At 74.4% G+C, this 24,702-nt stretch carries 23 protein-coding genes, 1 tRNA gene, 1 other RNA gene and 1 pseudogene; 19 read left to right on the top strand and 7 right to left on the bottom strand.

Annotation, left to right across the window (positions count from 1 at the left end; genetic code table 11):
• Together ACWENR_RS13340 and ACWENR_RS13335 are read right to left on the bottom strand one after the other, a co-directional pair.
• Positions 1-213, bottom strand: a pseudogene (locus ACWENR_RS13340) (Rv3235 family protein); the annotation flags it as partial.
• A 103-nt stretch (positions 214-316) separates the two neighbouring features.
• Positions 317-544, bottom strand: coding sequence for a helix-turn-helix domain-containing protein (locus ACWENR_RS13335; RefSeq protein WP_091097378.1), 228 nt, complete (start codon positions 542-544; stop codon positions 317-319).
• A gap of 285 nt (positions 545-829) precedes the next feature.
• On the opposite strand from ACWENR_RS13335, the gene ACWENR_RS13330 reads away from it, so the two are divergent.
• Positions 830-1,339: a DUF6912 family protein gene (locus tag ACWENR_RS13330; protein WP_452277252.1), complete on the top strand. Its 510-nt coding sequence runs from the start codon at positions 830-832 to the stop codon at positions 1,337-1,339.
• Positions 1,340-1,435: 96 nt separating this feature from the next.
• Here the strand turns inward: ACWENR_RS13330 and ACWENR_RS13325 are convergent, their stop codons facing one another.
• Positions 1,436-2,500: a hypothetical protein gene (locus ACWENR_RS13325; protein ID WP_452277251.1), complete on the bottom strand. Its 1,065-nt coding sequence runs from the start codon at positions 2,498-2,500 to the stop codon at positions 1,436-1,438.
• Positions 2,501-2,862: 362 nt separating this feature from the next.
• Between ACWENR_RS13325 and pruA the strand changes: the two genes are divergently transcribed.
• The 10 genes from pruA to ACWENR_RS13275 all read left to right on the top strand — a co-directional run bounded on the left by pruA (position 2,863) and on the right by ACWENR_RS13275 (position 11,958).
• Complete coding sequence (gene pruA / locus ACWENR_RS13320) at positions 2,863-4,491, top strand: L-glutamate gamma-semialdehyde dehydrogenase (protein ID WP_452277250.1); 1,629 nt, start codon at positions 2,863-2,865, stop codon at positions 4,489-4,491.
• Between the two features lie 129 nt (positions 4,492-4,620).
• Entirely contained in the window at positions 4,621-5,424 is an 804-nt protein-coding gene (locus tag ACWENR_RS13315) for a tryptophan 2,3-dioxygenase (RefSeq protein WP_452277249.1), read from the top strand.
• Between the two features lie 119 nt (positions 5,425-5,543).
• A complete protein-coding gene (locus tag ACWENR_RS13310) occupies positions 5,544-6,059 on the top strand; it encodes a PadR family transcriptional regulator (RefSeq protein WP_091097366.1) in 516 nt (171 codons plus the stop codon).
• A 224-nt stretch (positions 6,060-6,283) separates the two neighbouring features.
• The gene (prfB, locus tag ACWENR_RS13305) at positions 6,284-7,405 is read left to right on the top strand and encodes a peptide chain release factor 2 (protein ID WP_452277248.1); all 1,122 of its coding nucleotides are present in this window, start codon (positions 6,284-6,286) and stop codon (positions 7,403-7,405) included.
• Positions 7,406-7,523: 118 nt separating this feature from the next.
• Positions 7,524-8,204 carry a cell division ATP-binding protein FtsE gene (ftsE, locus tag ACWENR_RS13300; protein WP_089001878.1) on the top strand — a complete coding sequence of 227 codons (681 nt, stop codon included), beginning with the start codon at positions 7,524-7,526 and terminating at the stop codon, positions 8,202-8,204.
• A gap of 65 nt (positions 8,205-8,269) precedes the next feature.
• Entirely contained in the window at positions 8,270-9,145 is an 876-nt protein-coding gene (gene ftsX, locus ACWENR_RS13295; protein ID WP_452277247.1) for a permease-like cell division protein FtsX, read from the top strand.
• A 136-nt stretch (positions 9,146-9,281) separates the two neighbouring features.
• Positions 9,282-9,761, top strand: coding sequence for an SsrA-binding protein SmpB (smpB, locus tag ACWENR_RS13290; RefSeq protein WP_452277246.1), 480 nt, complete (start codon positions 9,282-9,284; stop codon positions 9,759-9,761).
• 106 nt (positions 9,762-9,867) lie between these two features.
• Positions 9,868-10,243, top strand: a transfer-messenger RNA (tmRNA) gene (gene ssrA, locus ACWENR_RS13285).
• Between the two features lie 220 nt (positions 10,244-10,463).
• Positions 10,464-10,934, top strand: a complete 471-nt coding sequence (locus ACWENR_RS13280; RefSeq protein ID WP_452277245.1) for a hypothetical protein — start codon at positions 10,464-10,466, stop codon at positions 10,932-10,934.
• 40 nt (positions 10,935-10,974) lie between these two features.
• Positions 10,975-11,958, top strand: coding sequence for a hypothetical protein (locus tag ACWENR_RS13275; protein ID WP_452277244.1), 984 nt, complete (start codon positions 10,975-10,977; stop codon positions 11,956-11,958).
• Positions 11,959-12,128: 170 nt separating this feature from the next.
• Here the strand turns inward: ACWENR_RS13275 and mdlC are convergent, their stop codons facing one another.
• Together mdlC and ACWENR_RS13265 are read right to left on the bottom strand one after the other, a co-directional pair.
• The gene (gene mdlC, locus ACWENR_RS13270) at positions 12,129-13,724 is read right to left on the bottom strand and encodes a benzoylformate decarboxylase (RefSeq protein WP_452277243.1); all 1,596 of its coding nucleotides are present in this window, start codon (positions 13,722-13,724) and stop codon (positions 12,129-12,131) included.
• 58 nt (positions 13,725-13,782) lie between these two features.
• Positions 13,783-14,586: an S-methyl-5'-thioadenosine phosphorylase gene (locus tag ACWENR_RS13265; protein WP_452277242.1), complete on the bottom strand. Its 804-nt coding sequence runs from the start codon at positions 14,584-14,586 to the stop codon at positions 13,783-13,785.
• A 151-nt stretch (positions 14,587-14,737) separates the two neighbouring features.
• Here ACWENR_RS13265 and ACWENR_RS13260 point away from each other — a divergent pair, with 151 nt between their 5' ends.
• Both ACWENR_RS13260 and ACWENR_RS13255 read left to right on the top strand, forming a co-directional pair.
• Positions 14,738-15,328, top strand: coding sequence for a YqgE/AlgH family protein (locus tag ACWENR_RS13260; protein ID WP_452277241.1), 591 nt, complete (start codon positions 14,738-14,740; stop codon positions 15,326-15,328).
• A gap of 112 nt (positions 15,329-15,440) precedes the next feature.
• Positions 15,441-15,513: transfer RNA gene (locus tag ACWENR_RS13255), tRNA-Ala, on the top strand.
• A gap of 198 nt (positions 15,514-15,711) precedes the next feature.
• Here the strand turns inward: ACWENR_RS13255 and mgrA are convergent.
• Entirely contained in the window at positions 15,712-16,713 is a 1,002-nt protein-coding gene (gene mgrA / locus ACWENR_RS13250; protein ID WP_452277240.1) for an L-glyceraldehyde 3-phosphate reductase, read from the bottom strand.
• 76 nt (positions 16,714-16,789) lie between these two features.
• Between mgrA and ACWENR_RS13245 the strand changes: the two genes are divergently transcribed.
• The 3 genes from ACWENR_RS13245 (at position 16,790) to ACWENR_RS13235 (ending at position 19,925) form a co-directional block, all read left to right on the top strand.
• The gene (locus tag ACWENR_RS13245; protein ID WP_452277239.1) at positions 16,790-17,758 is read left to right on the top strand and encodes an aldo/keto reductase; all 969 of its coding nucleotides are present in this window, start codon (positions 16,790-16,792) and stop codon (positions 17,756-17,758) included.
• A gap of 254 nt (positions 17,759-18,012) precedes the next feature.
• Positions 18,013-19,257, top strand: coding sequence for a sensor histidine kinase (locus ACWENR_RS13240; RefSeq protein ID WP_452277238.1), 1,245 nt, complete (start codon positions 18,013-18,015; stop codon positions 19,255-19,257).
• Positions 19,254-19,925 (top strand): response regulator transcription factor, encoded by a 672-nt coding sequence (locus tag ACWENR_RS13235; protein ID WP_452277237.1) that lies wholly within the window; start codon positions 19,254-19,256, stop codon positions 19,923-19,925. Before ACWENR_RS13240 ends, ACWENR_RS13235 begins: the two co-directional genes overlap by 4 nt.
• Here the strand turns inward: ACWENR_RS13235 and ACWENR_RS13230 are convergent.
• Complete coding sequence (locus ACWENR_RS13230; protein WP_452277236.1) at positions 19,912-20,664, bottom strand: TioE family transcriptional regulator; 753 nt, start codon at positions 20,662-20,664, stop codon at positions 19,912-19,914. The genes ACWENR_RS13235 and ACWENR_RS13230 overlap by 14 nt on opposite strands.
• Positions 20,665-20,729: 65 nt before the next feature.
• On the opposite strand from ACWENR_RS13230, the gene ACWENR_RS13225 reads away from it, so the two are divergent.
• From ACWENR_RS13225 to ACWENR_RS13215, 3 genes are all read left to right on the top strand, one after another.
• Positions 20,730-22,055, top strand: coding sequence for a DUF6194 family protein (locus ACWENR_RS13225; RefSeq protein WP_452277235.1), 1,326 nt, complete (start codon positions 20,730-20,732; stop codon positions 22,053-22,055).
• A gap of 61 nt (positions 22,056-22,116) precedes the next feature.
• Positions 22,117-23,184: a hypothetical protein gene (locus ACWENR_RS13220; RefSeq protein ID WP_452277234.1), complete on the top strand. Its 1,068-nt coding sequence runs from the start codon at positions 22,117-22,119 to the stop codon at positions 23,182-23,184.
• A 60-nt stretch (positions 23,185-23,244) separates the two neighbouring features.
• Positions 23,245-24,702 carry a magnesium chelatase gene (locus tag ACWENR_RS13215; protein WP_452277233.1) on the top strand — a complete coding sequence of 486 codons (1,458 nt, stop codon included), beginning with the start codon at positions 23,245-23,247 and terminating at the stop codon, positions 24,700-24,702.

Raw genomic sequence — 24,702 nt, 5'->3', positions numbered from 1 at the left:
CGTGTCCGGCGTCCCGTCCGTCCCGCGTGCCCGGCGGCCGGGCGGTCGGTCGGCGTCGCGGCGGGCCGGGTCGAACAGGTCGAGGGCGAGCTGGGCGTGCGCGGGGGCGGGCCAGTGGGCGGCGTCGTCATCGGCGAACGGCGGCTCGAACGAGGGCGCGGGGCGCAGCCGGACGGGAGGGCGGGTCGGCCCGGGGCGGCGCGAGTCGGTCATCCTGACCCTCCCATGATCTTGCGTTTACCTGTGTTTGCCTTCGATTGCCTCCATTCTCGGCCACGACAGAGCCGGCGGTCAATGCCCGTACGGATCGGCGCGGCTACTCCGGGTCGCGCTCCGCCAGCGGGTTGCTCCGCACCCACTCGGCGGTCTCGGCGTACTTGCGCTCGATGTACTCCTCCAGCCGGGCGCGCTCGACGCGCCACTGGCCACGCCCGCCGATCTTGATCGCGGGCAGTTCGCCGCTGCGCACCATGTGGTAGACCTGCGAGTCCGACACGTTCAGCTCGGCGGCCACGTCGGAGAGCAGCAGGAACCTCGGCTCCACGAAAACTCCCAGGATCGGCGTCGTTTCGTTTGCCTCAGTTTGCCACCGACGGCTGACACGGCCCACCCACCACTCACCGCGCCCGCGATCTTGCACTCACCGGGCTCGCGATCTTGCACTTTCGGCCCGCCGTTCGCGGCCTTTGCCGGCTTATGTGGGGGCACAAAGTGCAAGATCGCGGAGGGCGGGGGCGGCGGGGCGGGGTGTATGACGGTCATGGCGTACGGCATGATCGGCGCGGACCGGCGGAGGGCCGGCGGAGGAACTGAGCGGGGGAGACTACCGGTGACCGAGGAGCTTGTCCGGGTGTACGTGCCGGCTACCGTCCCGATGCTGACCCTCCTGCGCGGGTCCGGCCTGCCCGTGGCCGCCGCGCACGCCGTCACCCCCACCCTCCGGGAGTGGTACGCCGAGGGCGACGAGGAGGAGCTGGAGTACGTCGCCTTCACCCGCGCCGCCCAGGACGCGCTGCAACTGCTCCGGGCCGACGCCGACGCGCCCCGCCGCCGGGTGGTGGTCTCGGTGGACCTGCCCGCCTCGGCGGTCGGCCGGGGCGACGGGGAGCTCGGCTCCAGCGCGGTCGAGCTGGGCGCGCCCGTGCCCGTCGCCGCCGTGGCCGCGATCCACGTGGACGGCGCCGACGCGGTGCGGGACGTCGCCGCGGCGGCGGAGGTGGTCACCGAGGCGCTGGCGGGCGACCCGGACGCGCAGTTCACGGTCGACGGGGCCGAGGACCACGAGCTGGAGTGGTACGACGTCTCGGAGCTGGACCTCCTGCTCCGCGCCGCCTCCTGAGCCGGCCGGTCGCCGACCGGGCGAGGGTCGCAGGGCGGGATCACCCCGGCCCCGGTCGCCCCACCGCGGCGATGGTCTCCAGCTCGGTGACCTCCCTCAGCGGGCGGTGCCGACCTCGCCCGGCTCGTCCTTGTCCTCGTCCGCGCGGGCCGGCCCCAGGGTGCGGCCGAAGGCGATCATCGCGGTCAGCGCGCCGACGAAGAGCACCCAGATGCCGTTGTCCACCCGCGAGGTGCCCAGCGAGGTCTGCGCCACCGCGTCCGCCTCGCTCAGCGCGCCGGCCAGGTCGAGCAGGGAGCGCCCGCCGACCCGGATGATCACCTCGGTGAGGAGCAGGAGCAGGCCCGGGCCGGCCCCGGCCAGCAGGTACGCGGGCCAGCGCGGCGCGGGGGCCGCCGCCTCCAGCCGGGCGGCCCGGCGGCGCGCCCAGGTGAGGTAGCCGAAGGCGAGCAGCCCCGCCACCAGGCCGGCGAGCAGCGACTCCGTGCGCGACACCCACTTGGCGGCGGTGAGCAGCGACTCCTGCCCGTCGCCGGCGCCGAAGAGGTCGAAGAGCGGGTCGCGGGCCCGGCTGAAGGCCACCACGAAGATCAGCGTGCCGAGGGCGGCGGCGACCACCGCCCCGACCACGGGCGCGCTGCGGGCACCGGCGACGGCCCCGCCGATGGTCGCGGCGGCGGCGGTGGTGCCGGCGATGACGCTGGTGGTCGCGTTGTCGGCGTACGTCAGGCTGATCGCGAACGCGGCGGCGAGCGCGACGAGCAGGCCGGTGCCGATCGCCGCCACGAAGCGCAGGGTGGCCCGGTCGCTGCCCCGGCGCGCGAGCAGGTCGACGCCGAAGAGGGCGAAGGCGGCGCCGGCGACCAGCGCGGCCGAGATCACCCCCGGCAGGGCGAACGCGGAGAGGCTGATGGCGGTGACCCCGGCGGCCGCCGAGTGGATCACCTCGCGCGTCGACCAGAGCATCGCGGCCAGCCAGCCGAGGGCCAGCAGCGCGAGCGCCGGCGCGCCGGGCGCGAGCGCCGGCCCGGTCCCCGCACCGGCGGCCGGCGCGTCCGGTCCGGCGTCGTCGGCCGGGCCCGGCTCGGCGGCGGTCTCGTCGGCCGCCGGAACCGGCTGGTCTGACTCCGTGGCGGCGGGGCTGCCGGGCTGCTTGGTCATCCTCTTCCCTCCGACGGACGCCCGGCCCTCGGCGGGGCGGGCAGTTCACCGGCCACCCAGCGTACGCGCCCGTCGGGCCCGGACTCCCGGCCCACGGCGCGCCACCGCCCGGCCCGGACTCCCGGGCCGGGCGCCCACGGCGCCACGGCGTCACCGCCCCGCCCGGAGTCCCAGGCCCGGGCGCGCCACCGCCCTGCCGCCGGTCGGCGGTCGGTGGTGGCGGGGCGGGCGGGGAGCCGTGGGAGAATCGGGCGAGGTCCCGCCGCCGCGACCGGTCCACCCCGCGGCGTCCGGCCCCGGCCGTCCGGTCGGTGCCCGCGGGTCCGATTTCGCCACCGCCGTCGAGATCGCCAGGAGCCCTGATGGACGCCGTGTTCTCCGTACCCGAGCCGCGCAACGAGCCGGTGCGCAACTACGAGCCGGGCAGTGTCGACCGGGAACGGCTCCAGCGGCGGCTGGCCGAGCTGGCCGCCGAGCGGATCGACCTGCCGATGACCATCGCCGGCGAGCAGCGGATGGCCGCCGGCGAGTCGATCGACGTGGTGCAGCCGCACAAGCACGCGCACGTGCTCGGCGTCACCGCGCACGCCACCCACGACGACGCGCGCGCGGCGATCAAGGCCGCCAAGGACGCCGCCCCGATGTGGCGGGCGCTGCCGTTCGAGGAGCGGGCGGCGATCTTCCTGCGCGCCGCCGAGCTGCTCGCCGGCCCCTGGCGCGACACCCTGAACGCGGCCACCATGCTCGGCCAGTCGAAGACCGCCATCCAGGCCGAGATCGACTCGGCCTGCGAGTTCATCGACTTCCTCCGCTTCAACGTGCACTTCGCGCGGAGGCTGCTGGAGGAGCAGCCGATGTCCTCCCCGGGGGTGTGGAACCGCTTCGACCACCGCCCGCTGGAGGGCTTCGTCTACGCGATCACCCCGTTCAACTTCACCGCGATCGCCGGCAACCTGCCCTCGGCGCCGGCCCTGCTGGGCAACACGGTGGTCTGGAAGCCGGGCCCGACGCAGCAGTTCGCCGCGCACTTCACCATGCGGCTGTTCGAGGCGGCCGGCCTGCCCCCCGGCGTGATCAACATGGTCACCGGGCGCGGCGAGGAGGTCTCCGACGTCGTGCTCGCCGACCCCGACCTGGCCGGCATCCACTTCACCGGCTCCACCAAGGTCTTCCAGCACCTGTGGAAGACCGTCGGGGAGAACATCGCCCGCTACCGGGGCTACCCGCGGCTGGTCGGCGAGACCGGCGGCAAGGACTTCGTCGTCGCGCACACCAGCGCGGACGTCGACGCCCTGCACACCGCCCTGATCCGGGGCGCCTTCGAATACCAGGGCCAGAAGTGCTCCGCGGCGTCCCGGGCGTACGTGCCGCGGTCGCTCTGGGAGGGCGGGCTGCGCGACCGGCTGGCCGCCACCGCCGAGTCCCTCACCTACGGCGACGTGGCCGACTTCAGCAACTTCGGTGGCGCGGTCATCGACGCCAAGGCGTTCGACAGGCACGCCGCCGCGCTGGAGCTGATCAACGGTGACGACGCCTGCCGGGTCGTCGCCGGCGGCACGGCCGACGACTCCGTCGGATACTTCGTCCGGCCGACGCTCTTCGAGTGCACCGACGCGGCGCACGAGACCTTCACGACCGAGTACTTCGGGCCGATCCTCGGCGTGCACGTCTTCGACGACGCCCGCTTCGACGACGTGGTCGCGCAGGCCGAGTCGATCGCGCCGTACGCGCTGACCGGCTCGATCTTCGCGACCGACCGCCGGGTGGTCGACGCGGTCGCCGAGAAGATGCGGTACGCCGCCGGCAACTTCTACATCAACGACAAGCCGACCGGCGCGGTGGTCGGGCAGCAGCCCTTCGGCGGCGCCCGGGCCAGCGGCACCAACGACAAGGCCGGCTCCTGGCACAACCTGATCCGGTGGATGTCGCCCCGGACGATCAAGGAGACCTTCGTCGCGCCGACCGACCACACCTACCCCCACATGGGCTGAGGGGTGACAGGGGCGCCTTCCCGCGCGCCAGGCGTACGGGAAGGCGCCCCTCCTCGCGCTCCGCGCGGGGCGCGGGGGGCGTCCGTCGCCGGCGGGCGGGGGTCCCGCGACGGCGGTACCGTGGCCGCTGTGACCCACCCCACCCCCGCGCACGACCCCCACTTCGGTGAGCAGGGTGGCCTGCTCACCTACAGCGACTACCTGCGGCTGGCCGACCTGCTGGCGGCCCAGGTGCCGGAGTCCGACCCGGCCTCCCACGACGAGCTGCTCTTCATCACCATCCACCAGGTCTACGAGCTGTGGTTCAAGCTGCTGCTCTCCGAGCTGACCGACGCCCGGGACCGGATGCTGGACGGCGAGACCTACCTGCCCCGGGTGCGGCTGGAGCGCTGCCACGTGGTGGAGCGGGTGCTGATCGGCCAGGTCGACGTGATCGACACGATGACCCCGCAGGACTTCCTGGCCTTCCGCACCAAGCTCGCCCCGGCCTCGGGCTTCCAGTCGGCACAGTTCCGGGAGATCGAGTTCCTCTCCGGCCTCAAGGACCCGGGCTACCTGCGCCGCTTCCGGGGCCTGCCCGACGCGGAGCGGGCGCGGCTGGAGCGGCGGCTGGCCGAGCCGAGCCTCTGGGACGGCTTCCTGGCCGTGCTCGGGCGCGCCGGCTTCGACGTCTCCGAGGCGGAGGCCCGCTTCTCGGCGTACGCGACGATCGCGGCCGACCGGGAGCGCTTCGGGCCGCTGTGGGACCTCGCCGAGGCGCTGGTCGCGCACGACCAGGCGTTCTCGCTGTGGCGGGCCCGGCACGTGCTGATGGCGGAACGGCAGATCGGCACCAAACCGGGCACCGGTGGCTCGGCCGGCGGGGCGTACCTGCGCTCCCGGGTGGAGACCCGGTTCTACCCCGAGCTGTGGGAGCTGCGCAGCCGGCTCTGAGGCCCGCGCGGGCTCCGGCGCGGACTGTCTCGCGCCGACAGTGCACATAGGAAGCCCTACCGGGTGGCGAAACCGTGAAATCCTGGACGCCACGACGGCAAAGTGGCAGCGTGAGGGGCATGGCGGATTCCGGAGTCAACCCCACGGCGGCGGCCCTCCTCGGGCTGCTCCACGAGGGCCCCATGACAGGTGGCCAGTTGATGGCCGCCGCCGAGCGCCGGCTGGCGCCGTACTGGTCGATGACCCGTAGCCAGGTCTACCGCGAGCTGCCGGTGCTGGCCGAGCGGGGCCTCGTCCGGATGGGCAAGCCCGGGCCGCGCTCCAGCCAGCCGTACGCGATCACCGCGGCCGGGAAACGGACGTTCTCCCGCTGGCTCGCGGAGGACCCGGGCCGGGACACCATCCGCAACCCGATCGCCCTGCGGATCGCCTTCGGCAACCTGCACTCGGCCAGCCAGCTCAAGAACCTCCAGGCCGCGGCCAACGAATACCACACCGAGGCGCTCGCCAAGGTCCGCGAGCAGGTCAAGAACGCCAAGAAGGAAGGCGAGACGTACGACGCCAGCGCGCTGGAGTTCGCCGTCGCCTACCACAAGGCGGCCCTGTCCTGGCTGAAGAGCGCCCCGGTCGGCTGACCGCCCCGCCCCGGTCCGCCCGCCCCCTCCCCGCCCGCGCGGTCACCTCTTTTCGCTCGTGACTGCGGGGCTCGCAAGCTCACTCCTCGCACGAGCAGGGTCATCTTTTCGCTCGTGACTGCGGGGCTCGCAAGCTCACTCCTCGCACGAGCAGGGTCATCTTTTTGCTCGTGACTGCGGGGCTCGCAAGCTCACTCCTCGCACGAGCAGTACCCTTGTCTGTCGTGACCGCTGCCGATTACGCCGAACAGCTCAAGGAACTCGACGCCACCCTGCGCAACATCGAGTCGGTGCTCGACATCGACCGGCTGCGGCAGGACAAGGCCCGCCTGGAGCAGGCGGCCTCCGCGCCCGACCTCTGGGACGACCAGGCCAAGGCGCAGCAGGTGACCTCGCAGCTGTCGTACGTCAACGGCGAGATCAGCAAGCTCGGCAGCCTCCGCTCCCGCCTCGACGACGCCTCGGTGCTGCTGGAGCTGGCCGAGGCCGAGTCCGACCCGGGGGTGCTCACCGAGGTCGAGACGGAGATCGCCGGGCTTACCAAGGCCATCCAGGAGATGGAGGTCCGCACCCTGCTCTCCGGCGAGTACGACTCCCGCGAGGCGCTGGTCGCCATCCGGGCCGGCGCCGGCGGCGTGGACGCGGCGGACTTCGCCGAGATGCTGCTGCGGATGTACCTGCGCTGGGCCGAGCGGCACGGCTACCCGACGGAGGTCTACGAGACCTCCTACGCCGAGGAGGCGGGCCTGAAGTCCGCCACCTTCACGGTCAAGGTCCCCTACGCCTACGGCACGCTCAGCGTCGAGTCGGGCACCCACCGGCTGGTCCGGATCAGCCCGTTCGACAACCAGGGCCGGCGGCAGACCAGCTTCGCCGGCGTCGAGGTGCTGCCGGTGGTGGAGCAGACCGACCACATCGACATCCCCGAGAACGAGATGCGGATCGACGTCTACCGCTCCTCCGGCCCGGGCGGGCAGAGCGTCAACACGACCGACTCGGCCGTGCGGATCACGCACATCCCGACCGGCATCGTGGTCACCTGCCAGAACGAGAAGTCCCAGCTGCAGAACAAGGCGTCCGCGCTGCGGGTGCTCCAGGCCCGGCTGCTGGAGCGCAAGCGCCAGGAGGAGCAGGCCAAGCTCCAGGGCCTGAAGACCGACGCCGCCGGCTCGTGGGGCGACCAGATGCGCTCGTACGTCCTGCACCCGTACCAGATGGTCAAGGACCTGCGGACCGAGCAGGAGACCGGCAACCCGTCCTCGGTGTTCGACGGTGACCTGGACAGCTTCATCGAGGCCGGTATCCGGTGGCGTAAGCAGCAGCAGATCGCCGGCGACGCAGCGTGATCGATCGCGGGCGGAGCGCGTCGTCGATCTCCGCGATCCACACCAAATCGATGACGCGACTCGCAACGGCGGGGCGTGGGGCTTGGCTCCCCGGTTACACCGCGTAGACTCACCACCCGTGATTCAGCTTGAGCAAGTGACGAAGACGTACCCGAAGGCGTCCCGGCCTTCGCTCGACAACGTGTCCGTCTCGATCGAGAAGGGTGAGTTCGTCTTCTTCATCGGTCCCTCCGGCTCCGGCAAGTCCACCATCATCAAGCTGCTGCTGCACGAGGTCTCGCCCAACAAGGGCCGCGTCGTCGTCAACAGCAAGGACGTCACGTCGATGCGGTCCTGGAAGCGACCCCACTTCCGGCGTTCCATCGGCTGCGTGTTCCAGGACTTCCGGCTGCTGCCGAACCGCACCGCCTACGAGAACGTGGCGTTCGCCCTCGAGGTGATCGGCAAGACCAAGGCGGTCGCCCGCCGGGTCGTGCCGGAGGTGCTGGAGCTGGTCGGGCTCGGTGGCAAGGAGCACCGCTACCCGCACGAGCTCTCCGGTGGCGAGCAGCAGCGGGTGGCCGTCGCGCGGGCGTTCGTGAACCGCCCGCTGATCCTGCTCGCGGACGAGCCGACCGGAAACCTGGACCCGGACACCTCGATCGAGATCATGCGTCTGCTGGACCGGATCAACCGCACCGGCACGACCGTCGTGATGGTCACGCACGACTCCAACATCGTGAACCAGATGCGCCGCCGGGTCATCGAGATCGAGAGCGGCCGCATCGTGCGCGACCAGGCCCGCGGCGTCTACGGCTGAGCCGACGCCACCCCTGCGCAGCCTGACGACGAACACCTCATGCCGGAGACCCGGAGGAATTCCCGATGCGCGTGAAATACGTCCTGTCCGAGGTACTGGTCGGACTGTGGCGCAACGTGACCATGACCATCGCGATGATCATCACGATGGCGGTCTCGCTGACCATGCTCGGCGCCAGCGGTCTCATGTACCGCCAGGTCGACGACATGAAGGACCTCTACTACAAGAACATCCAGGTCTCGATCTTCCTCAAGCAGGACGTGAGCCCCGAGCAGCGTGACGCCCTGAACGCCAAGCTGGACGGCGACCCGCTGGTCAAGGAGGTCCTCTACGTCAACAAGGACGAGGCGTACAAGCGCTTCCAGGAGATGTTCCAGGACGCTCCGGACCTGCTCAGCGCCGTCAAGGCGGACAGCCTGCCCGAGTCGTTCCGGCTCACGCTGAACAACCCCGAGCAGTACAAGAGCATCTACGACCAGTACAAGGACGCCGAGGGCGTCGACGAGATCGTCGACCAGTCCCGACTGTTGGACAAGATCTTCGACATCCTCACCTCGATCCAGAACATCGCCCTGGCCGCCGCGATCGTGATGGCCGTCGCCGCGCTGCTCCTGGTCGCCAACACGATCCAGGTCGCGGCGTACAGCAAGCGGCGCGAGGTCGCGGTCATGAAGCTCGTCGGCGCGTCGAACTGGTTCATCCAGGCGCCGTTCGTGCTGGAGGCCGTGGTCGCCGGCCTGATCGGCTCGCTGCTCGGCCTGGTGGCCCTGATCGCGGCGAAGTACCTGCTCTTCGACGGGTCGCTCCAGGCGCTGCAGGGCCTGCTCTCGCCGATCAGCTGGGGCGACATCCTGGTGATGTTCCCGCTGATGGCCGGCGTCGGCGGCCTGGTCAGCGCGGTCACCGCCTGGGTCACCCTCCGCTTCTACCTGCGGGTCTAGTCTCCGTACGGCTCGACGGACCCTCCCGCGCCCGCGGAATAAACGGCGCGGGAGGGTCCTTGTCGTTCGGGTAGCATGATCTCCGCTCCGCGACCGGTCGCCCGGCGCGGACCACACGGAAGAGGGGGTGGCGCCGATGCCACGGGAAAAGGGACGCAAGGTCGTCGCCTCCAACAAGAAGGCCCGGCACGACTACTCGATCCTCGACACCTACGAGGCGGGCATGGCGCTGACGGGCACCGAGGTCAAGTCGCTGCGGGCCGGGCGCGCGTCGCTCGTCGACGCGTTCGCCCAGGAGCGCAACGGCGAGCTCTACCTGCACGGCATGCACATCCCGGAGTACACGCAGGGCACCTGGACCAACCACGAGCCCCGGCGGACCCGCAAGCTGCTGCTCAAGCGGCTGGAGATCGACCGGCTGATCGGCAAGACCCGCGAGGGCGGCCTGACCATGGTCCCGTTGCAGGTCTACTTCTCCGACGGCTGGGCGAAGGTGGAGATCGCCCTGGCCAAGGGCAAGAAGTCGTACGACAAGCGGCAGGACCTCGCCAAGCGGGACGCGGACCGGGAGATCGCCCGGGTGACCGGCCGGCGCGGCAAGGGCATGGACGCCTGATCTGTCCGCCGCTGTCCGGGTCGGCGCGCCGAGCCGGGGCTCGGGATGAAACCCGTTGCGGCAGGCGTTACGCTTGTCAGTGCCGCCACAACCGGCGGCCTGTCGAGGGGGTGACTGGTTTCGACTTCGTACGTTGCGGCAGGGGAAGCGAGCCGAGGAAGCCGACGTCGTCTCGAGAATCGTTCGTCGGAAACCAATAAGCGCCAAGAACAATCGCGCTGACTTCGCTCTCGCCGCCTGAGGCGAGTAGCGAGTCTGTCGGCCTGGGAGTGCCTTCGACCCAGTTAGCCGGCATCAGCTAGGAGGCTGGCCAATCGGACCCGGTCGCGGGGTCCGTGCGGCGAGATCAATCAGCGACTGGGCCCGTCACACCGACTCGCTCGCGTGATCGGAGGGGCCGAGTAGAGGCACAGCGAGCTGCGCTCGGAGAAGCCCTGACAAGGCGGCGAAGGACCCGGGTTCGATTCCCGGCACCTCCACCACCAGTCGATGCGCCCCGGTCCACCGGACCGGGGCGCATCGTCGTGTCGGGCGCCTGTCGTCGTGTCCCGTGCCCGGGCTCGCCGTGGCCGGAGGGGCGGGCGGGGCTGGCGGGCCGCTTGGGGCCACCGGGACAGGTGAGGCGCGCGCCGCCCCTGGACAGGGCGGACGCGACGGGTCCACCATCGCTGTACGCGGTCAGACGCGACGCGGGAGGTGCCCATGGTCACCGGTCCGATCCAGCAGTCGTCCACCGTCCCGGGGGCGCTCCGGCCGCCCGCCGCCCGCCGGCCCCCCGTCACCCTCCTCGGCGACCTGCGCGCGCTCACCCGGGCGCTGGCGGCCCCGCCCGCCGGGCCGAGCTGGCGGGAGCTCGTCCTGCTCCGGCTGGGTCCCGTGCGGCAGGGCTTCGCGGAACACGTCCGGCTCACCGAGGGGCCCGCCGGCCTCTACGCCGAGCTGCTCGGGCACGCGCCCCGGCTGGAGAGGGGCGTGCGGCGGCTGGCCGGGGAGCACGCCGCGCTCGCCGCCGCCATGGCCGCCCTGCACCGGGCGGCGGCGCTGCCGGAGGCGTCGGCCGACGACCTCGTCGAGCGGGCCGGGCGGCTGGCGCGCGCCCTCGCCGGGCACCGGCAGCGCGGCGCGGACCTGCTGTGGCAGGCGTACGAGACGGATCTCGGGGGAGAGACCTGAACCCCGGGAACCGGCGGCGACGGCGCCACGTCCAACCGACATGCGCCGTACCGCCGCCCTGCTGGGCCTGCCACTGCTGATGATCGTCGCCGGTTGCGCCCCGGCCGGCTCCGAGCCCGCCGACCTCTCCGACGGCGATCCCCGCCGGATGGAGTTCGTGTCCCGGGCCACGGAGGTCGCCGAGGCGTGGCGGCCGGGCCCGGCGTGGACGACCCGATACGTGCCGTTGCAGGACCCGACGGTGCTGGTCGGCGATCCGGGCTTCACCCCGGACACCGAGGCCGCCTTCCGCAACGGCTGGTACCGGGAGCAGACCGAGCTGCCCGCCGGGAAGCCCGCCGACGGCACCATCGGGTTCCCGGACGGCACCCTCACCGTCCCGCTGATCAGCGCGGCCACCGCCTTCGGGCAGCTCGACCAGGGCGACCCGCCGCAGTGCGGCGGCCGGCCGAAGGGCCCCGCCGGGCCGACGTTCCCCGGCCGGCCCGGCAAGCCCGGCACCGGCGGCCCCACCGTCGAACCGGGACCGGACGGCCCGGTCAGCAGCACCCCGAACACCGCCTGCGTCCCGCTGACGGTCACCGCCGTGAAGCTGGGCACCGCGCCCGTGCGCACCAGCCGCGGCGAGGCGCAGGTCCCCGCGTGGCTGTTCACCGTGGAGGAGCTCTCCGCGCCCGTGGCCCGCCTCGCCGTGGCCCCGGAGGCCGTCACCGCCGCGCCCGAGCCGACCGCCCCGGCGAAGCCGGGCCCGCAGGGCGTCGTCGGCGCCCAGGACCTCCGCTCCGTCGACGGCGCCACGCTGACCTGGCGGCTCGGGGTGGGCAGCTGCGACACCGCGATCACCCCGCTGGTGCAGGAACGCGACGACGTGGTGGTGGTCGGCGGCAGCGTCACCACCGCCACCGGCCCGTGCACGATGATGCTGAAGCTCGAACCGGTCACCGCCTCGCTGAAGGCGCCCCTCGGCGACCGGCCGGTGCTCGACGTGCTCACCGGCGCCCCGCTGCGCCTCACGACGGGCTGACGCCGAGCGGGCCGGGCCGACGCTCACTCACCCGAGCGGGCCGGGTCGGGCCGGCGCTCACCCGCCTCAGCGAGCCGGGCCGGCGCTCGCCCGAGGCGGGCTGGGCCGACGCCCACCCACCCGAGCGGGCCGGGTCGGCGCCCGCCTGAGCGGGCCGGGCCGGCGGCGCCTCACAGGAGCCGGGGGACCTCGGTGCTGACCGGCACCGGCAGCACCGTCGGCCCGTCGCCGGCCAGTCCGGTGGCCAGCGCGTCGCCGAGCTGGTCGGGGGTCTCCACCACCGTGGCCGCGCAACCGTAGCCCCGGGCGATGGCGGTGACGTCCAGCCCGGGCAGGTCCAGGCCGGGCACGCCGGGCGTCTGCTTGAAGTCGGCGAAGGCCTTCAGGATGGCGTACTGCTGGTTGACCGGCACCACGACGACCAGCGGCAGGCGCAGCCGCGCGGCGGTCCAGAGGGCCTGCACCGAGTAGTGGAACGAGCCGTCGCCGACGACCGCGACCACCGGGCGGCCCCGGCCGGTGTCGCGCTGCGCCAGCGCGATGCCGACCGCCGCCGGCAGGCCGTACCCGAGGCCGCCGCTGGCCATCGTGAAGTACGACCCGGGCGAGGTGCTGCGCAGCCGCCGGCGCAGCGCCGGCAGGCTGGACGGCGACTCCTGGACCAGGATCCCGTCGGCGGGCCAGTGCCGGGCCAGGGCCGCGAAGAGCGCGTCCGGGGCCAGTGGCAGCCCGTCGGGCGGCGGGGGAGGATCGGGGCGCGGCGGCGGCGCCGGCCGGTCCGCCGCCGGCAGCAGGTCCACGAGGGCGGCCAGGGCCAGCCCGGCGTCGCCGAGCAGGCTGTCGCCGACCGGGGCGCGGGCCGCCTCGTCCGGGTCGTCGGTGACGTGCAGCAGCCGGGCGCCGTCGGGCAGGTGGTCACCCGGCACGTGCGGGTAGTAGCGGAACACCGGCGCGCCGACCACCAGCACGGTGTCGTGCCCGTCCAACGACTCCGCCAGCGGCCCCATCGCGAAGGGCAGCACCCCGCGGAAGCTCGGGTGGTCCTCGGGGAAGGCGGCCCGCTCCGGGGCGGGGGCCGACCAGACGGGGGCGGCGAGCCGCTCCGCCAGCGACACGGCGGCCGGCCACCCGCCGGCCCGGTCCACGGCCGCGCCGAGCACCAGCGCGGGCGCGCGGCTCGCGGCCAGCACGGCGGCGAACTCCCGCAGCCGCGCGGGGTCCGGCGCGAACCGGGTGGCCACCGTACGCACCGGCGGGGGCGGGTCGGCGGGCTGGGCCCAGTCGTCCAGCGGCAGCGAGAGGAAGACCGGCCCGGCGGGCGGCTGCACCGCGGTCGCGTACGCCCGCATCAGCGCCGCCGGGACGTCCTGCGCGCGGACCGGCTCGTGGCTCCACTTGACGTACGGCTGGGGCAGCTCGGTGGCCCGCCGGCTGGTCAGGCGGGGTTCGAGCAGCAGCATCTCCCGGGTCTGCTGGCCGGCCGTGACGATCAGCGGGGTCCGGTTGTGCCACGCCGTGACGAGGTTGCCCATGCCGTTGCCCGTGCCGGGCGCGGTGTGCAGGTTGACGTGCGCCGGCCGGCCGGTGGCCTGCGCGTAGCCGTCGGCCATCCCGACCGCCGACGCCTCGTGCAGGGCGAGCACGTAGTGGAAGTCGTCCGGGAAGTCCCGCAGGAACGGCTCCTCGGTGGAGCCCGGGTTGCCGAAGACGGTGGTCAGGCCGAGGGCACGCAGCAGGTCGTACGTGGTGTCGCGGACCGTTGCCATCGTCCCTGAATCTATCGGGACGGCTCGGGCGACTCGGGCGTTTCCCCGCGCTCGACCGTCAGGGCAGGGTGAAGGGCAGCTTGATGCCGTCCAACGCCCGGCCGCAGTCGCAGTCGCGTTCGGCGGGCAGCGCGGCGATCGCCTCCAGCAGCAGGCCCCGCAGCCGGTCGGTGTTCTCGCCGAAGACGCGGAACACCTCCTCGTGGGTCACCGCCTCGCCGCCCTCCACGCCCGCGTCGTGGTCGGTGACCAGGGCGATCGAGGAGTAGCAGAGGGCCAGCTCGCGGGCGAGCACCGCCTCCGGGTGCCCGGTCATGTTGACCACCGCGCCGCCCATCGAGGCGTACCAGCGCGACTCCGCGCGGGTGGAGAAGCGCGGGCCCTCGACCACCACCACCGTGCCGCCGTCGACCGCCGGGACGTCGCGCCGGGCCGCCGCCGCGAGCAGCGTGCGCCGGCCGGCCGGGCAGTACGGGTCGGCGAACGAGACGTGCACGGCGCCCCGGTCGTAGTAGGTCTGCGCCCGTCCGCTGGTGCGGTCGACGAGCTGGTCCGGCACCACGAACGTGCCCGGCCCGAGTTCCGGCCGCAGCCCGCCCACCGCGCACGGGGCGAGCACCTGGCGTACGCCGAGGGAGCGCAGCGCCCAGAGGTTGGCCCGGTAGGGGATCAGGTGCGGCGGGTGGCGGTGGTCGCGGCCGTGGCGGGGCAGGAAGGCCACCCGCCGGCCGGCCACCTCCGCCACGGTGACGGCGTCGGACGGCGGTCCGTACGGCGTGTCCACCTCGTGCTCGGTCGCCCCGTCGAGCAGTGCGTAGAGCCCCGAGCCCCCGATCACCGCGACTTCCGCCGTGACACCCATCGGTCCTCCCTCATGTCTGTCGATCACCCGACCGTCAGACCTTAGCCACCGTCCCGGGGGCAGGCTATGGTGCCAGACATGGCGTTGACGGCACGGACGGCACCGGTGCCCCCGGGCGTCCCGGTGCGGTCGGTCTGACGGGGTGTCCGGCATGCAGGGAGAGGGGCAGGCGATCGGCGGGCGGGCTACGGGGTCGATGACCGGGCGGCTGCTGGTCGCGACGCCGGCGCTCAAGGACCCGAACTTCGACCGTACGGTCGTGCTGCTGGTCGCGCACGAGCCCGGCGGCGCCCTCGGCGTGGTGCTCAACCGCGCCACCGAGGTGCCGGTCGCCGACGTGCTCGGCGACTGGAGCGACCTGGCCCGGCACCCGGCCGTGCTCTTCGAGGGCGGGCCGGTGCAGCCCGACTCGGCGATCTGCCTGGCCCGGCTGCGCCACCCGGTGCAGCGGCTCAAGGGCTTCCACCAGGTCTCCGGCGCGGTCGGCACGCTCGACCTGTCGGTCGACCCGGAACGGCTCCGGGAGGGCATCGGCGGCATCAGGGTCTTCGCCGGCTACTCCGGCTGGGGCTCCGGCCAGCTGGAGCAGGAGATCGAGGACGGCTCCTGGTTCGTGTTCGACGCGCTGCCCGGCGACGCCTTCGTCGACCGGCCGGACGACCTGTGGCCGATGGTGCTGCGCCGGCAGGGCGGCATGATGGCGGCGGTCGCCCACTTCCCGCCGGACGTGGCGCTCAACTGAGCCGTGGACGCGGCGCTCGACCGGGCCGCCGGTGGGTGGGGACCCCGCGAGATGACCATGCGGCGGGGGCTGTGTATAGTTCTCTCGTGCCCGGGCGACCGGGACGAGGCAAGGGGCCGTGGCGCAGCTGGTAGCGCACCACACTGGCAGTGTGGGGGTCAGGGGTTCGAGTCCCCTCGGCTCCACCCTTGAGGCAACGGGTCAGCGGCCCGGTCGAGTTCGTCGACCGGGCCGCTGATTCGTTTCCCGGGCCGTGCCCGTTCCCGCGCGGCAGCGCCGCCCTGACGCCGTGCGGCCCGTTTCCGCGCGGCGGCGTCGCCCCGGCAACGTCGCCCCGCCGCACGCCGCCCCGGCGGCCCGCCCGGCGGCGGGCCGCCCGCGGCTCAGCCGAGGTGCCGCTCGATCTCGGCCAGCTCGTCGGCGGTGAAGTCGAGGTTGTCCAGCGCGGCGATGTTCGCCTCCAGCTGCGGCACGCTGCTCGCCCCGATGATCAGGCTCGTCATCCGCGGGTCGCGCAGCGCCCAGGCGAGCGCGAGCTGGGCCAGCGACTGGCCGCGTCCCGCCGCGACCGCGCCGAGCGCCCGGACGGTCGCCATCCGCCGCTCGTCCAGGTCGCTCTCGTCGAGGAAGACGCTGGTGCGCACCCGGGAGTCCGCGGGGACGCCGCCCAGGTAGCGGTCGGTGAGCAGGCCCTGGGCGAGCGGGCTGTAGGCGATGCAGCCGGCGCCGACCCGCTCCAGCGTGTCCAGCAGGCCGTCGGCCTCGGTCCAGCGGTTGAGCATCGAGTACGACGGCTGGTTGATCAGCAGCGGGGTGCCCAGGTCGCGCAGGATCGCGGCGGCCCGCTCGGTCTGCGCGGAGTCGTAGTTGGAGATGCCGACGTACAGCGCCTTGCCGGAGCGGACGACGGCGTCGAGGGCGCCCATCGTCTCCTCCAGTGGAGTGTCCGGGTCGAAGCGGTGCGAGTAGAAGATGTCGACGTAGTCCAGCCCGAGGCGGCGCAGCGACTGGTCCAGGGAGGCGACCAGGTACTTGCGGGAGCCCCACTCGCCGTACGGGCCGGGCCACATCAGGTGGCCGGCCTTGCTGGAGACGACCAGCTCGTCCCGGTACGCCTTCAGGTCGGTGGCGAGCATCCGGCCGAAGTTCTCCTCGGCGGCGCCGGGCGGCGGGCCGTAGTTGTTGGCCAGGTCGAAGTGGGTCACGCCGAGGTCGAAGGCGCGGCGGACGATGTCCCGCTGCCGCTCGTACGGGCGGTCCGGGCCGAAGTTGTGCCACAGCCCGAGCGAGATCGCGGGCAGCCGCAGGCCGCTGCGCCCGCTGCGCCGGTAGGTCATCTGGTCGTAGCGCTCGTCCGCGGCGAGGTAGGTCACGACCGAGACCATATCCCCGCCGGTCCACGCCGGTGCCGACCGTGGCGAAGAGGACTGGCGCGGCGGACGTCGGGGTAGTTTCGGGACCATGCGTCTCGTCCCGGTCGACACCCCGAAGCCCCTGTCCAAGATCGGCCTCGGCACCTGGCAGTTCGGATCCCGGGAGTGGGGCTACGGCCCCGGGTACGAGCGCCGCGCGGCCGACATCGTCCGGCGGGCCGTCGACCTCGGCATCACCGTCTTCGACACCGCCGAGCTGTACGGCTTCGGCCGCAGCGAGCGGATCCTCGGCGAGGCGCTCGGCGACGACCGGCACAAGGTCGTGCTCGCCACCAAGATCTTCCCGGTGCTGCCGGTGGCCCCGGTGGTGCAGCAGCGGGCGGTCGCCTCCGCCGCCCGGCTCGGCGTCGGCCACCTCGACCTCTACCAGGTGCACCAGGCCAACCCCCTGGTCGCCGACCACACCACCATGCGGGGCATGCGGGCGTTGCAGGACGTCGGGCTGGTCGGCGAGGTCGGGGTCAGCAACTACGGCCTGCGCCGCTGGCAGGTCGCCGAGGCCGCGCTCGGCCGGCGGGTGCTGAGCAACCAGGTCCGCTACAGCATGATCGACCGGGGGCCCGAGCACGACCTGCTGCCGTACGCGAAGCAGGCCGGCCGGGTGGTCATCGCGTACAGCCCGCTGGCGCAGGGCTTCCTGTCCGGCCGCTACGACGCGAAGAACCCGCCGAGCGGGGCGGTGCGCCGGGCCAACCCGTACTTCCTGCCGGAGAACCTGGAGCGCGGCGCGACGCTGATCGACACGATGCGGCAGGTGGCCGACGCGCACGACGCCACCCCCAGCCAGATCGCCCTGGCCTACCTGCTGCGCCACCCGAACGTGCTGGCCATCCCGGGCGCCTCCGGGGTGGAGCAGGTGGAGCGCAACGCGGCGGCGGCCGACATCGACCTGGCCGACGACGAGTACGCCGCGCTGGCCCGCGCCGCCAGGGAGTTCCGCCCGATCACGGGCCTGGCGGCGGCGCCCCGCCTGCTGCGGGCCAGAGCCGGCCGGTGAGCCCGACGCGCCACCCGCCACCCCGCCACGCGAGCTGACCTCCCGCCTACCGCCCACCCGCCACCCGCCACCCGCCACCCGAGCTGACCTCCCGCCTCCCGGCACCCGCCACCCGAGCTGACCTCCTGCCTACCGGCACCCGCCATGCGAGCCGGGCCGCCGGCTGCTCCGCGTGAGCCGGACCGTCGCCGGTGCCGCCGATCTCCCCGACGCGGGGGAGTCGGACCCGGGCGGGGCGGCGGGACAATGGGCGGGTGAGAGCCCGCACGGTCCTCGGCCCCCTCGTTGCCGGCAGCACCTGGCGGCGCGGGGTTTTCCTGCTGCTCGGCGGGGTGCTCGTGCTGCCGTACGTGCTGCTGGTGGTGGCCTTCGCGCAGATGCTGACCCGGTCCGACGTCCCCCGGCCACTGGTGTTGGGGCTGCTCCTCGTCGCGGCGACGATCGCGGCGGTCCCGGTCTTCCTCGACGGGCCCCGGGCGCTGGAGATCGCCGCCGCGCGGGCCCTGCTCGGCGTCGACCTGCCGGACCCGGCGCCCGGGCACGCCGCCGACCGGGAGACCCGGCTGCGCTCCGCGCTGTGGATCGGGCTGCACCTGGTCAGCGGCGGGCTGGTGGTGGCCGCGCTGTTCAGCGCGGTGCCGATGGCGCTGGCCTTCATCGGGCAGCAGTTCGGCCTCGACACCGGGATGACCACCGGGGACCGGTTCGGGCCGTTCGACGGGCGGGACAGCGGCTGGCTGACGCTCATCGGGGTCGTCGTGCTGGTGGCGCTCGGCTACGCCGTCGCCGGGCTGGGCGCGCTGGCCGTCTCGATGGCCCCGGTGCTGCTCGGCCCGGCGCAGGCGGAACGGATCGCCGCCCTGGAGGCCCGGGCCGCCCGGCTCGCCGAACGCAACCGGCTGGCCCGGGAGCTGCACGACTCGGTGGGGCACGCGCTGACGGTGGCCACCCTCCAGGCGGGGGCGGCCCGCGAGCTGCTCGACCGGGACCCGGAGTTCGCCCGGCGCGCGCTGGCCGCGATCGAGGACGCGGGGCGTACCGCGATGGACGACCTGGACCACGTGCTCGGGCTGCTGCGCGAGCCCGACGGCGGGCGGGCCGCGCCGGCGCCGCAGCGTACGCTCGCCGACCTGGACCGGCTGGTGGCCGACACCCGCGCGGCCGGCCTGTCCGTCGACGCCCGCTGCGACGGCGACCCCGCCGGTCTGCCGGCGGCGGTCTCCCGGGAGGGCTACCGGATCGTGCAGGAGGGGTTGACCAACGCGGCCCGGTACGGTCGGGGGCCGGTCACGCTGCGCCTCGGGGTGCGGGCCGACGCGCTGGAGCTGGAGCTGGACAACGCGGTGGCCCGGCGCCGTCGCGCCGACCCCGGCCGGGGCGGTCGGGGCCTGGACGGGATGCGGGAGCGGGTGCTGCTGCTCGGCGGCCGGCTCAGCGTCGGCCCGGACGGCGACCGCTGGCGGATCCGGGTGACGCTGCCGTTCGAGGGGACCAGATGACCGAGGCGACCGGGAACACGACACCGACCGGCGTGCTGATCGTCGACGACGACGAACTGATCCGGGTGGGGTTGCGGGCGATCCTCGACGCCCAACCCGACCTGCGGGTGCTCGGCGAGGCCACCGACGGCGCGGAGGTGCCGCCGCTGGTCGCCCGGCTGCGCCCCCGGGTGGTGCTGATGGACGTGCGGATGCCGGACATCGACGGCATCCAGGCCACCCGGCGGCTGCTCGCCACCTCCGCCGACCCGCCCCGGGTGCTGGTGGTGACCACGTTCGAGAACGACGAGTACGTCTACGACGCGCTGCGCGCCGGGGCCAGCGGGTTCCTGCTCAAGCGGGCCCGCCCGGCCGAGGTGGTGGAGGCGGTCCGGGTGGTGGCCCGGGGCGAGTCGCTGCTGTTTCCCGCCGCCATCCGCCGCCTCGCCGGGGCGTACGGGGGGCGGGGCGCCGACCGGCTGGCGGCCGCCCGGCTCACCGAACGGGAGGCCGAGGTGCTGCGGCTGATGACCACCGGCCTGTCCAACCCGGAGATCGCCGCGCACCTGGTGGTCGGGGTGGAGACGGTGAAGACCCACGTCGGCAACGTGCTGGCCAAGCTCGGCGTGCGCGACCGCACCCAGGCGGTGATCGCCGCGTACGAGTCGGGGTTCGTCACCCCGGGCTGAGGCGGGACGGGTCCGGCGTGCCCGGATCCGGTCGCAGGCGCAGGTAGGCGTCGAGGCGGGCGGCGGCGGTGAGCATGGCGCGGCCCCGCTGGGCGAGCCGTCGCCGCCAGTCGGCGAGCGAGTCGGCGAGCTTGCCGGCGCTGCCCGCGTCGTGCAGGTGCGCCAGCACGGTGGCGATGTGGCGCAGCGGGTAGCCGCCGCGCCGCAGCAGGTGCGTGAGCTCGGCGTCGCGTACGTCGTCGGCCCGGTAGACGCGGTGGCGGGTGGTGCGGTCGCGCTGCGGCGAGAGGATGCCGGCGCGTTCCCACTTGCGCAGGGCCGCCGCCGTGACACCGAGCCGGCGGGCGACGGCCCCGACCGGGAGCGGCCGGTCCGGGCGGTCGGCCGTCGGCGTCTCGACGAGGATGCCGATCGCGGCCTCGACGGAGTCGAGCGTCTGCCGGTCCCGGACCAGTTGGGCGTGGCCGGCGTCGATCGCCTCGAAGGCGGCGTCCAGCTCGCCACGGTGGACGGCCCACATGATCGTCCTGGCCGCCGGGTGGCCGTACGCCGGGACCAGCGCCAGGTAGGCGTCCAGGGCGGCGGCGTGCACGTCCTCGTAGACCCGGTAGCCGCTCGCGGTGCGCTGGGCGGGCGGAAGCAGCCCGGCGCGTTCGTAGTTGCGGACGGCCTGGGCGGAGATGCCGTGCACCCGTGCCAGGTCGGCCGGCCTGCTCCGCGCCGCCTTTTGAACCTTCATGACACGTATCCTGCGCTGGAATCGGGCAAAGTCTCAAAAGCAAGTTCAACGATACGGTCGAAGTCATGGATTTCGACCTGGATGCCTTCCTGCGCTCCCGTACCCACCCCGTGGAGGTCCTCGCCCTGGGCACGCCGGCGCCCGGGGAACCGGCGTTTCCGCGCCTGCGCAACCAGCTCCTCGCGCGCCTCGCCGGGCGGGGCTTCCGCTCCGTCGCGGTGGAGTGCGACCGGGCCGCCGCGCTGGCGGTCGACGCGTACGCCCGTGGCGCCGGCGGGACGCTCGACGAGGTGCTGGCCGCCGCAGCCGGCCACGGCTTCGGCGCGCTCGCCGCCGACCGGGAGCTCGTGGAGTGGCTGCGGGCGTACAACGACTCGGTGCCGCCCGACGAGCGGCTGGCGTTCCACGGCCTCGACGTGCCGCGGGCGTCGACCACCGCGCCCGAGCCGGCGGCCGGGCGGACGTCCCCGCCGGCCGGGGCGCGTGCCGCCGGGATGGCGCGGAACCTGCTGGACATCCGGTCCCGGGAGCGGCGGCGCGGTCCGACGCTGGTCTTCGGCCGCACCCGGCACCTGCGACGGCATCCCGGCCGGCGCGCGGCCGGCGCGGCCGTCGGGCCGTCCGCCGGGGCGATCGTGGCCGACGCGCTCGGCCCCCGCTACGCGCTCGTCGTCGGCAGCCTCGGCGCGAGCACCGCGCTGCGGCTGGCGGCGCCGGCCGACGACACGTTCGAGGGGGTGCTGGGCGCGGCCACCGGGCAGGGACCGGCCTTCGACGCGGGCCGCCTCGCCGGGCTGACGGGCCACGCCCGGGTGCGGACGGACGTGCCGGCCGACCAGGCCTACCTGCCGCTGGACGCCGACACGCTCGCGAACTGCGACGCCGTGTGGCACGTCGACCGGTGCCCGGCGGCGGCCGCCGCCGTCGCCGCCCGGATCCGCGAGCTGCCGGAGGTGACCGAGCAGCGGGCCGGCCCGGAGACGCCCGCGCCAGAGGCGGCCTGGGACGAACGCTTCTTCTTCGCCGGCGCGGAGCGGCGCCGCCCGTTCGCCACCATCGTCGGGCACGACTCTCCCGGCTTCGACGAGGAGTCGCGGCTGGACCGCGCCGGGGTCTACCGGCTCAACGTCGAGCTGGGCCGCGTCGCGTTCCAGGAGGAGTTCGGCTACCCGCCCGGCGACCTCGCCGACCACCGCGCCGGAATCGACTTCGCCGCGCTGGACGAGGTGGTCCCCCATCCCGTCTACGGGGCGCAGGGCTGGGCGTGCGTCGTCAACCCGGGCCCCGCCTCGGCCGCGCGGGTCGAGCACCTGCTCGCCTCGGCCCACGAGCGGGCGGTCGACCGGGAGCGGCGTCGGGCGCGACGGGGGCAGCCGGGCCTCACTCCGTAGGGGGAGCGGGTTCACCGCCGCACGGGAGGGGCCGCGGGGCCGGCCGGCCGAGGCTGAGGGCATGACGACGACCTCTCCGCCCACCCACCGGCCGGCCACGCCCCGGCCGGACCGGTTCGCCCCGCTCGCCGCCGCCTGGCTCGGCCTGTGGGGCGTGCTCGCCCTGGTCTCCACCGTCACCGGCGCCGGCTACCCGTTCGGCGCGAACGATCCCGGCGGGGGCATGAACCTGCTGCGGGGGATCCCGACCACCGTCGGGCCGCCGCTGTTCGCCGCGCTGCTGCTCGGCGCCGCCGTCGCCGCGCTCGCCATGACCGGCGCGCGGCGTCCGGGCCGCGCGCTGCGCACGCTGCTGTCGGCGTACGCCTGGGCGGTCGCCGCCCTGCTGGCCGTCGTGGTGCCCGACGTGGGGGTGCTGACCATCCTCGGGTACGCCCCGATCCTGATCGTCGGCGCGCCCTTCGGCTGGCCGCCCGTGGACTACGCGGACGTCTTCACCTGGGCGCTGTTCGCCCGGTTCGCGGCCGTGGTCGGCGGGCTGCTGCTGGCCGGGGCGGTGCTGGGCTGGCGGCGGCGCACCGCCGGCGCCTGCCCGGGGTGCGGGCGCGACGGCGTCGACCACGGCTGGACCTCGCCGGCCTCGGCCGCCCGCTGGGGCCGCTGGGCCGTCGGGGTCGCCGCCACCATCCCCGCCCTGTACGCGGTGACCCGCCTCGCCTGGGCGGTCGGCGTCCCGCTCGGCATCGACCGGGCGTTCCTCGACGAGATGCGGGACACCGGGCTGGTCTGGGCGGGCGCCGGGCTGGGCGGGTTCGCGCTGGTGGGGGCGGTCCTCACGCTCGGGCTGGCGCAGCGCTGGGGCGAGCGGTTCCCGCGCTGGACGCTCGGCCTGGCCGGGCGGGCGGTGCCGGTGAGGCTGGCCGTGGTCCCGGCCACCCTGGTCGCGGTGGCCGTCACCGCGGCGACCCTCGGACTGCTCGCCACCCCGGAATTCTGGGACTTCGGCGAGGCCAGCCTCGCCACCGCGCCGATGCTGCTGTGGCCGTTCTGGGGCGTCGCGCTGGGCGCGGCCACGTACGCGTACCACCTGCGCCGCCGGGGCGCCTGCCGGCGCTGCGGTCGCGGCTGAACCGGGCCGGCGGCGGGGTGCCCGGTCGACGGATCGGGCACCCCGCCGGCGTGAGCTAGCGTGGGTCGGGTGACTGCGCCTTCCCCGGTTACCCCGGTCCCACCGGCCGACCTGCCCGGCACGCTCGGCGCGCTGCGGGCGGCCGGCCACGCGTACCGCACGGTCAAGCAGGAACTCCGCGACAACCTCCTGGCCCGGATGCGTTCCGGCGCCGAACGCTTCCCCGGCATCGTCGGCTACGACGACACGGTGCTGCCCGAGGTCGAGCGCGCGCTGCTCGCCGGGCACGACATGGTGCTGCTCGGCGAGCGCGGGCAGGGCAAGACCCGGCTCATCCGTTCGCTGGTCGGGCTGCTCGACGAGTGGACCCCGGTGATCGCCGGCTCGGTGCTCAACGAGCATCCGCTGCACCCGCTCACCCCGGCGTCCCGGGCGCTGGTAGCCGAGGCCGGCGACGACCTGCCGGTCGCCTGGCTGCACCGCTCGATGCGGTACGGCGAGAAGCTGGCCACCCCGGACACCAGCGTCGGCGACCTGATCGGCGACGTCGACCCGATCCGGATCGCCCAGGGGCGCACCCTCGGCGACCCGGAGACCATCCACTTCGGCCTGGTGCCGCGCACCAACCGGGGCGTCTTCGCCGTCAACGAGCTGCCGGACCTGGCCGAGCGGATCCAGGTCGCGCTGCTCAACGTGCTGGAGGAGCGGGACATCCAGGTCCGCGGCTACCAGCTGCGGCTGCCGCTGGACCTGTTCCTGGTGGCCAGCGCCAACCCGGAGGACTACACCAACCGGGGCCGGATCATCACCCCGCTCAAGGACCGCTTCGGCGCCGAGGTGCGCACCCACTACCCGGCCGACCTCGACCTGGAGCTGGCCCTGATCCGGCAGGAGGCCGACCTGGTCGCCGAGGTGCCGGAGCACGTGCTGGAGGTCCTCGCCCGGTTCGCCCGGGCGGTGCGGGAGTCGCCGTCGGTGGACCCGCGCTCCGGGGTCTCCGCCCGGTTCGCGATCGCCGCCGCCGAGACGGTCGCCGCCGCCGCGCTGCGCCGCGCCGGCCTGCTCGCCGCCGCCCCCGACGGGGTACGCCCCGAGGCGCCGGTCGCCCGGGTCGGCGACGCGGTGTCGGTGACGTCGACCCTGCGCGGGAAGGTCGAGTTCGAGAGCGGCGAGGAGGGGCGGGAGGTCGAGATCCTCGGCCACCTGCTGCGGACCGCGACCGCCGAGACGTTCCGGGCCCGGCTCGCCGGGCTGGACCTGTCCGGCTTCACCGCCCTCGTCGACGGGGACGCGGTGATCGAGACCGGCGAGCTGGTCGGCTCCGCGGAGCTGCTGCGCCAGGTGGGCACCGTCCCCGGGCTGGCCAAGGCGCTGGACCGGCTGGGCCTCGGCGACGCGCCCACCCCCGAGCAGGCCGCGGCCGGCGTGGAGTTCGTGCTGGAGGGGCTGCACCTGACCCGCCGGCTCGGCAAGGACGTCACCGACTCCGGCCGGACCCGCTACGGCGGCCGGGCCTGA

It is taken from the genome of Micromonospora sp. NPDC004336 (assembly GCF_053602615.1).
Note: the sequence above shows the minus strand (reverse complement) of the source record. Positions and strands in the feature narration are given on the sequence as shown.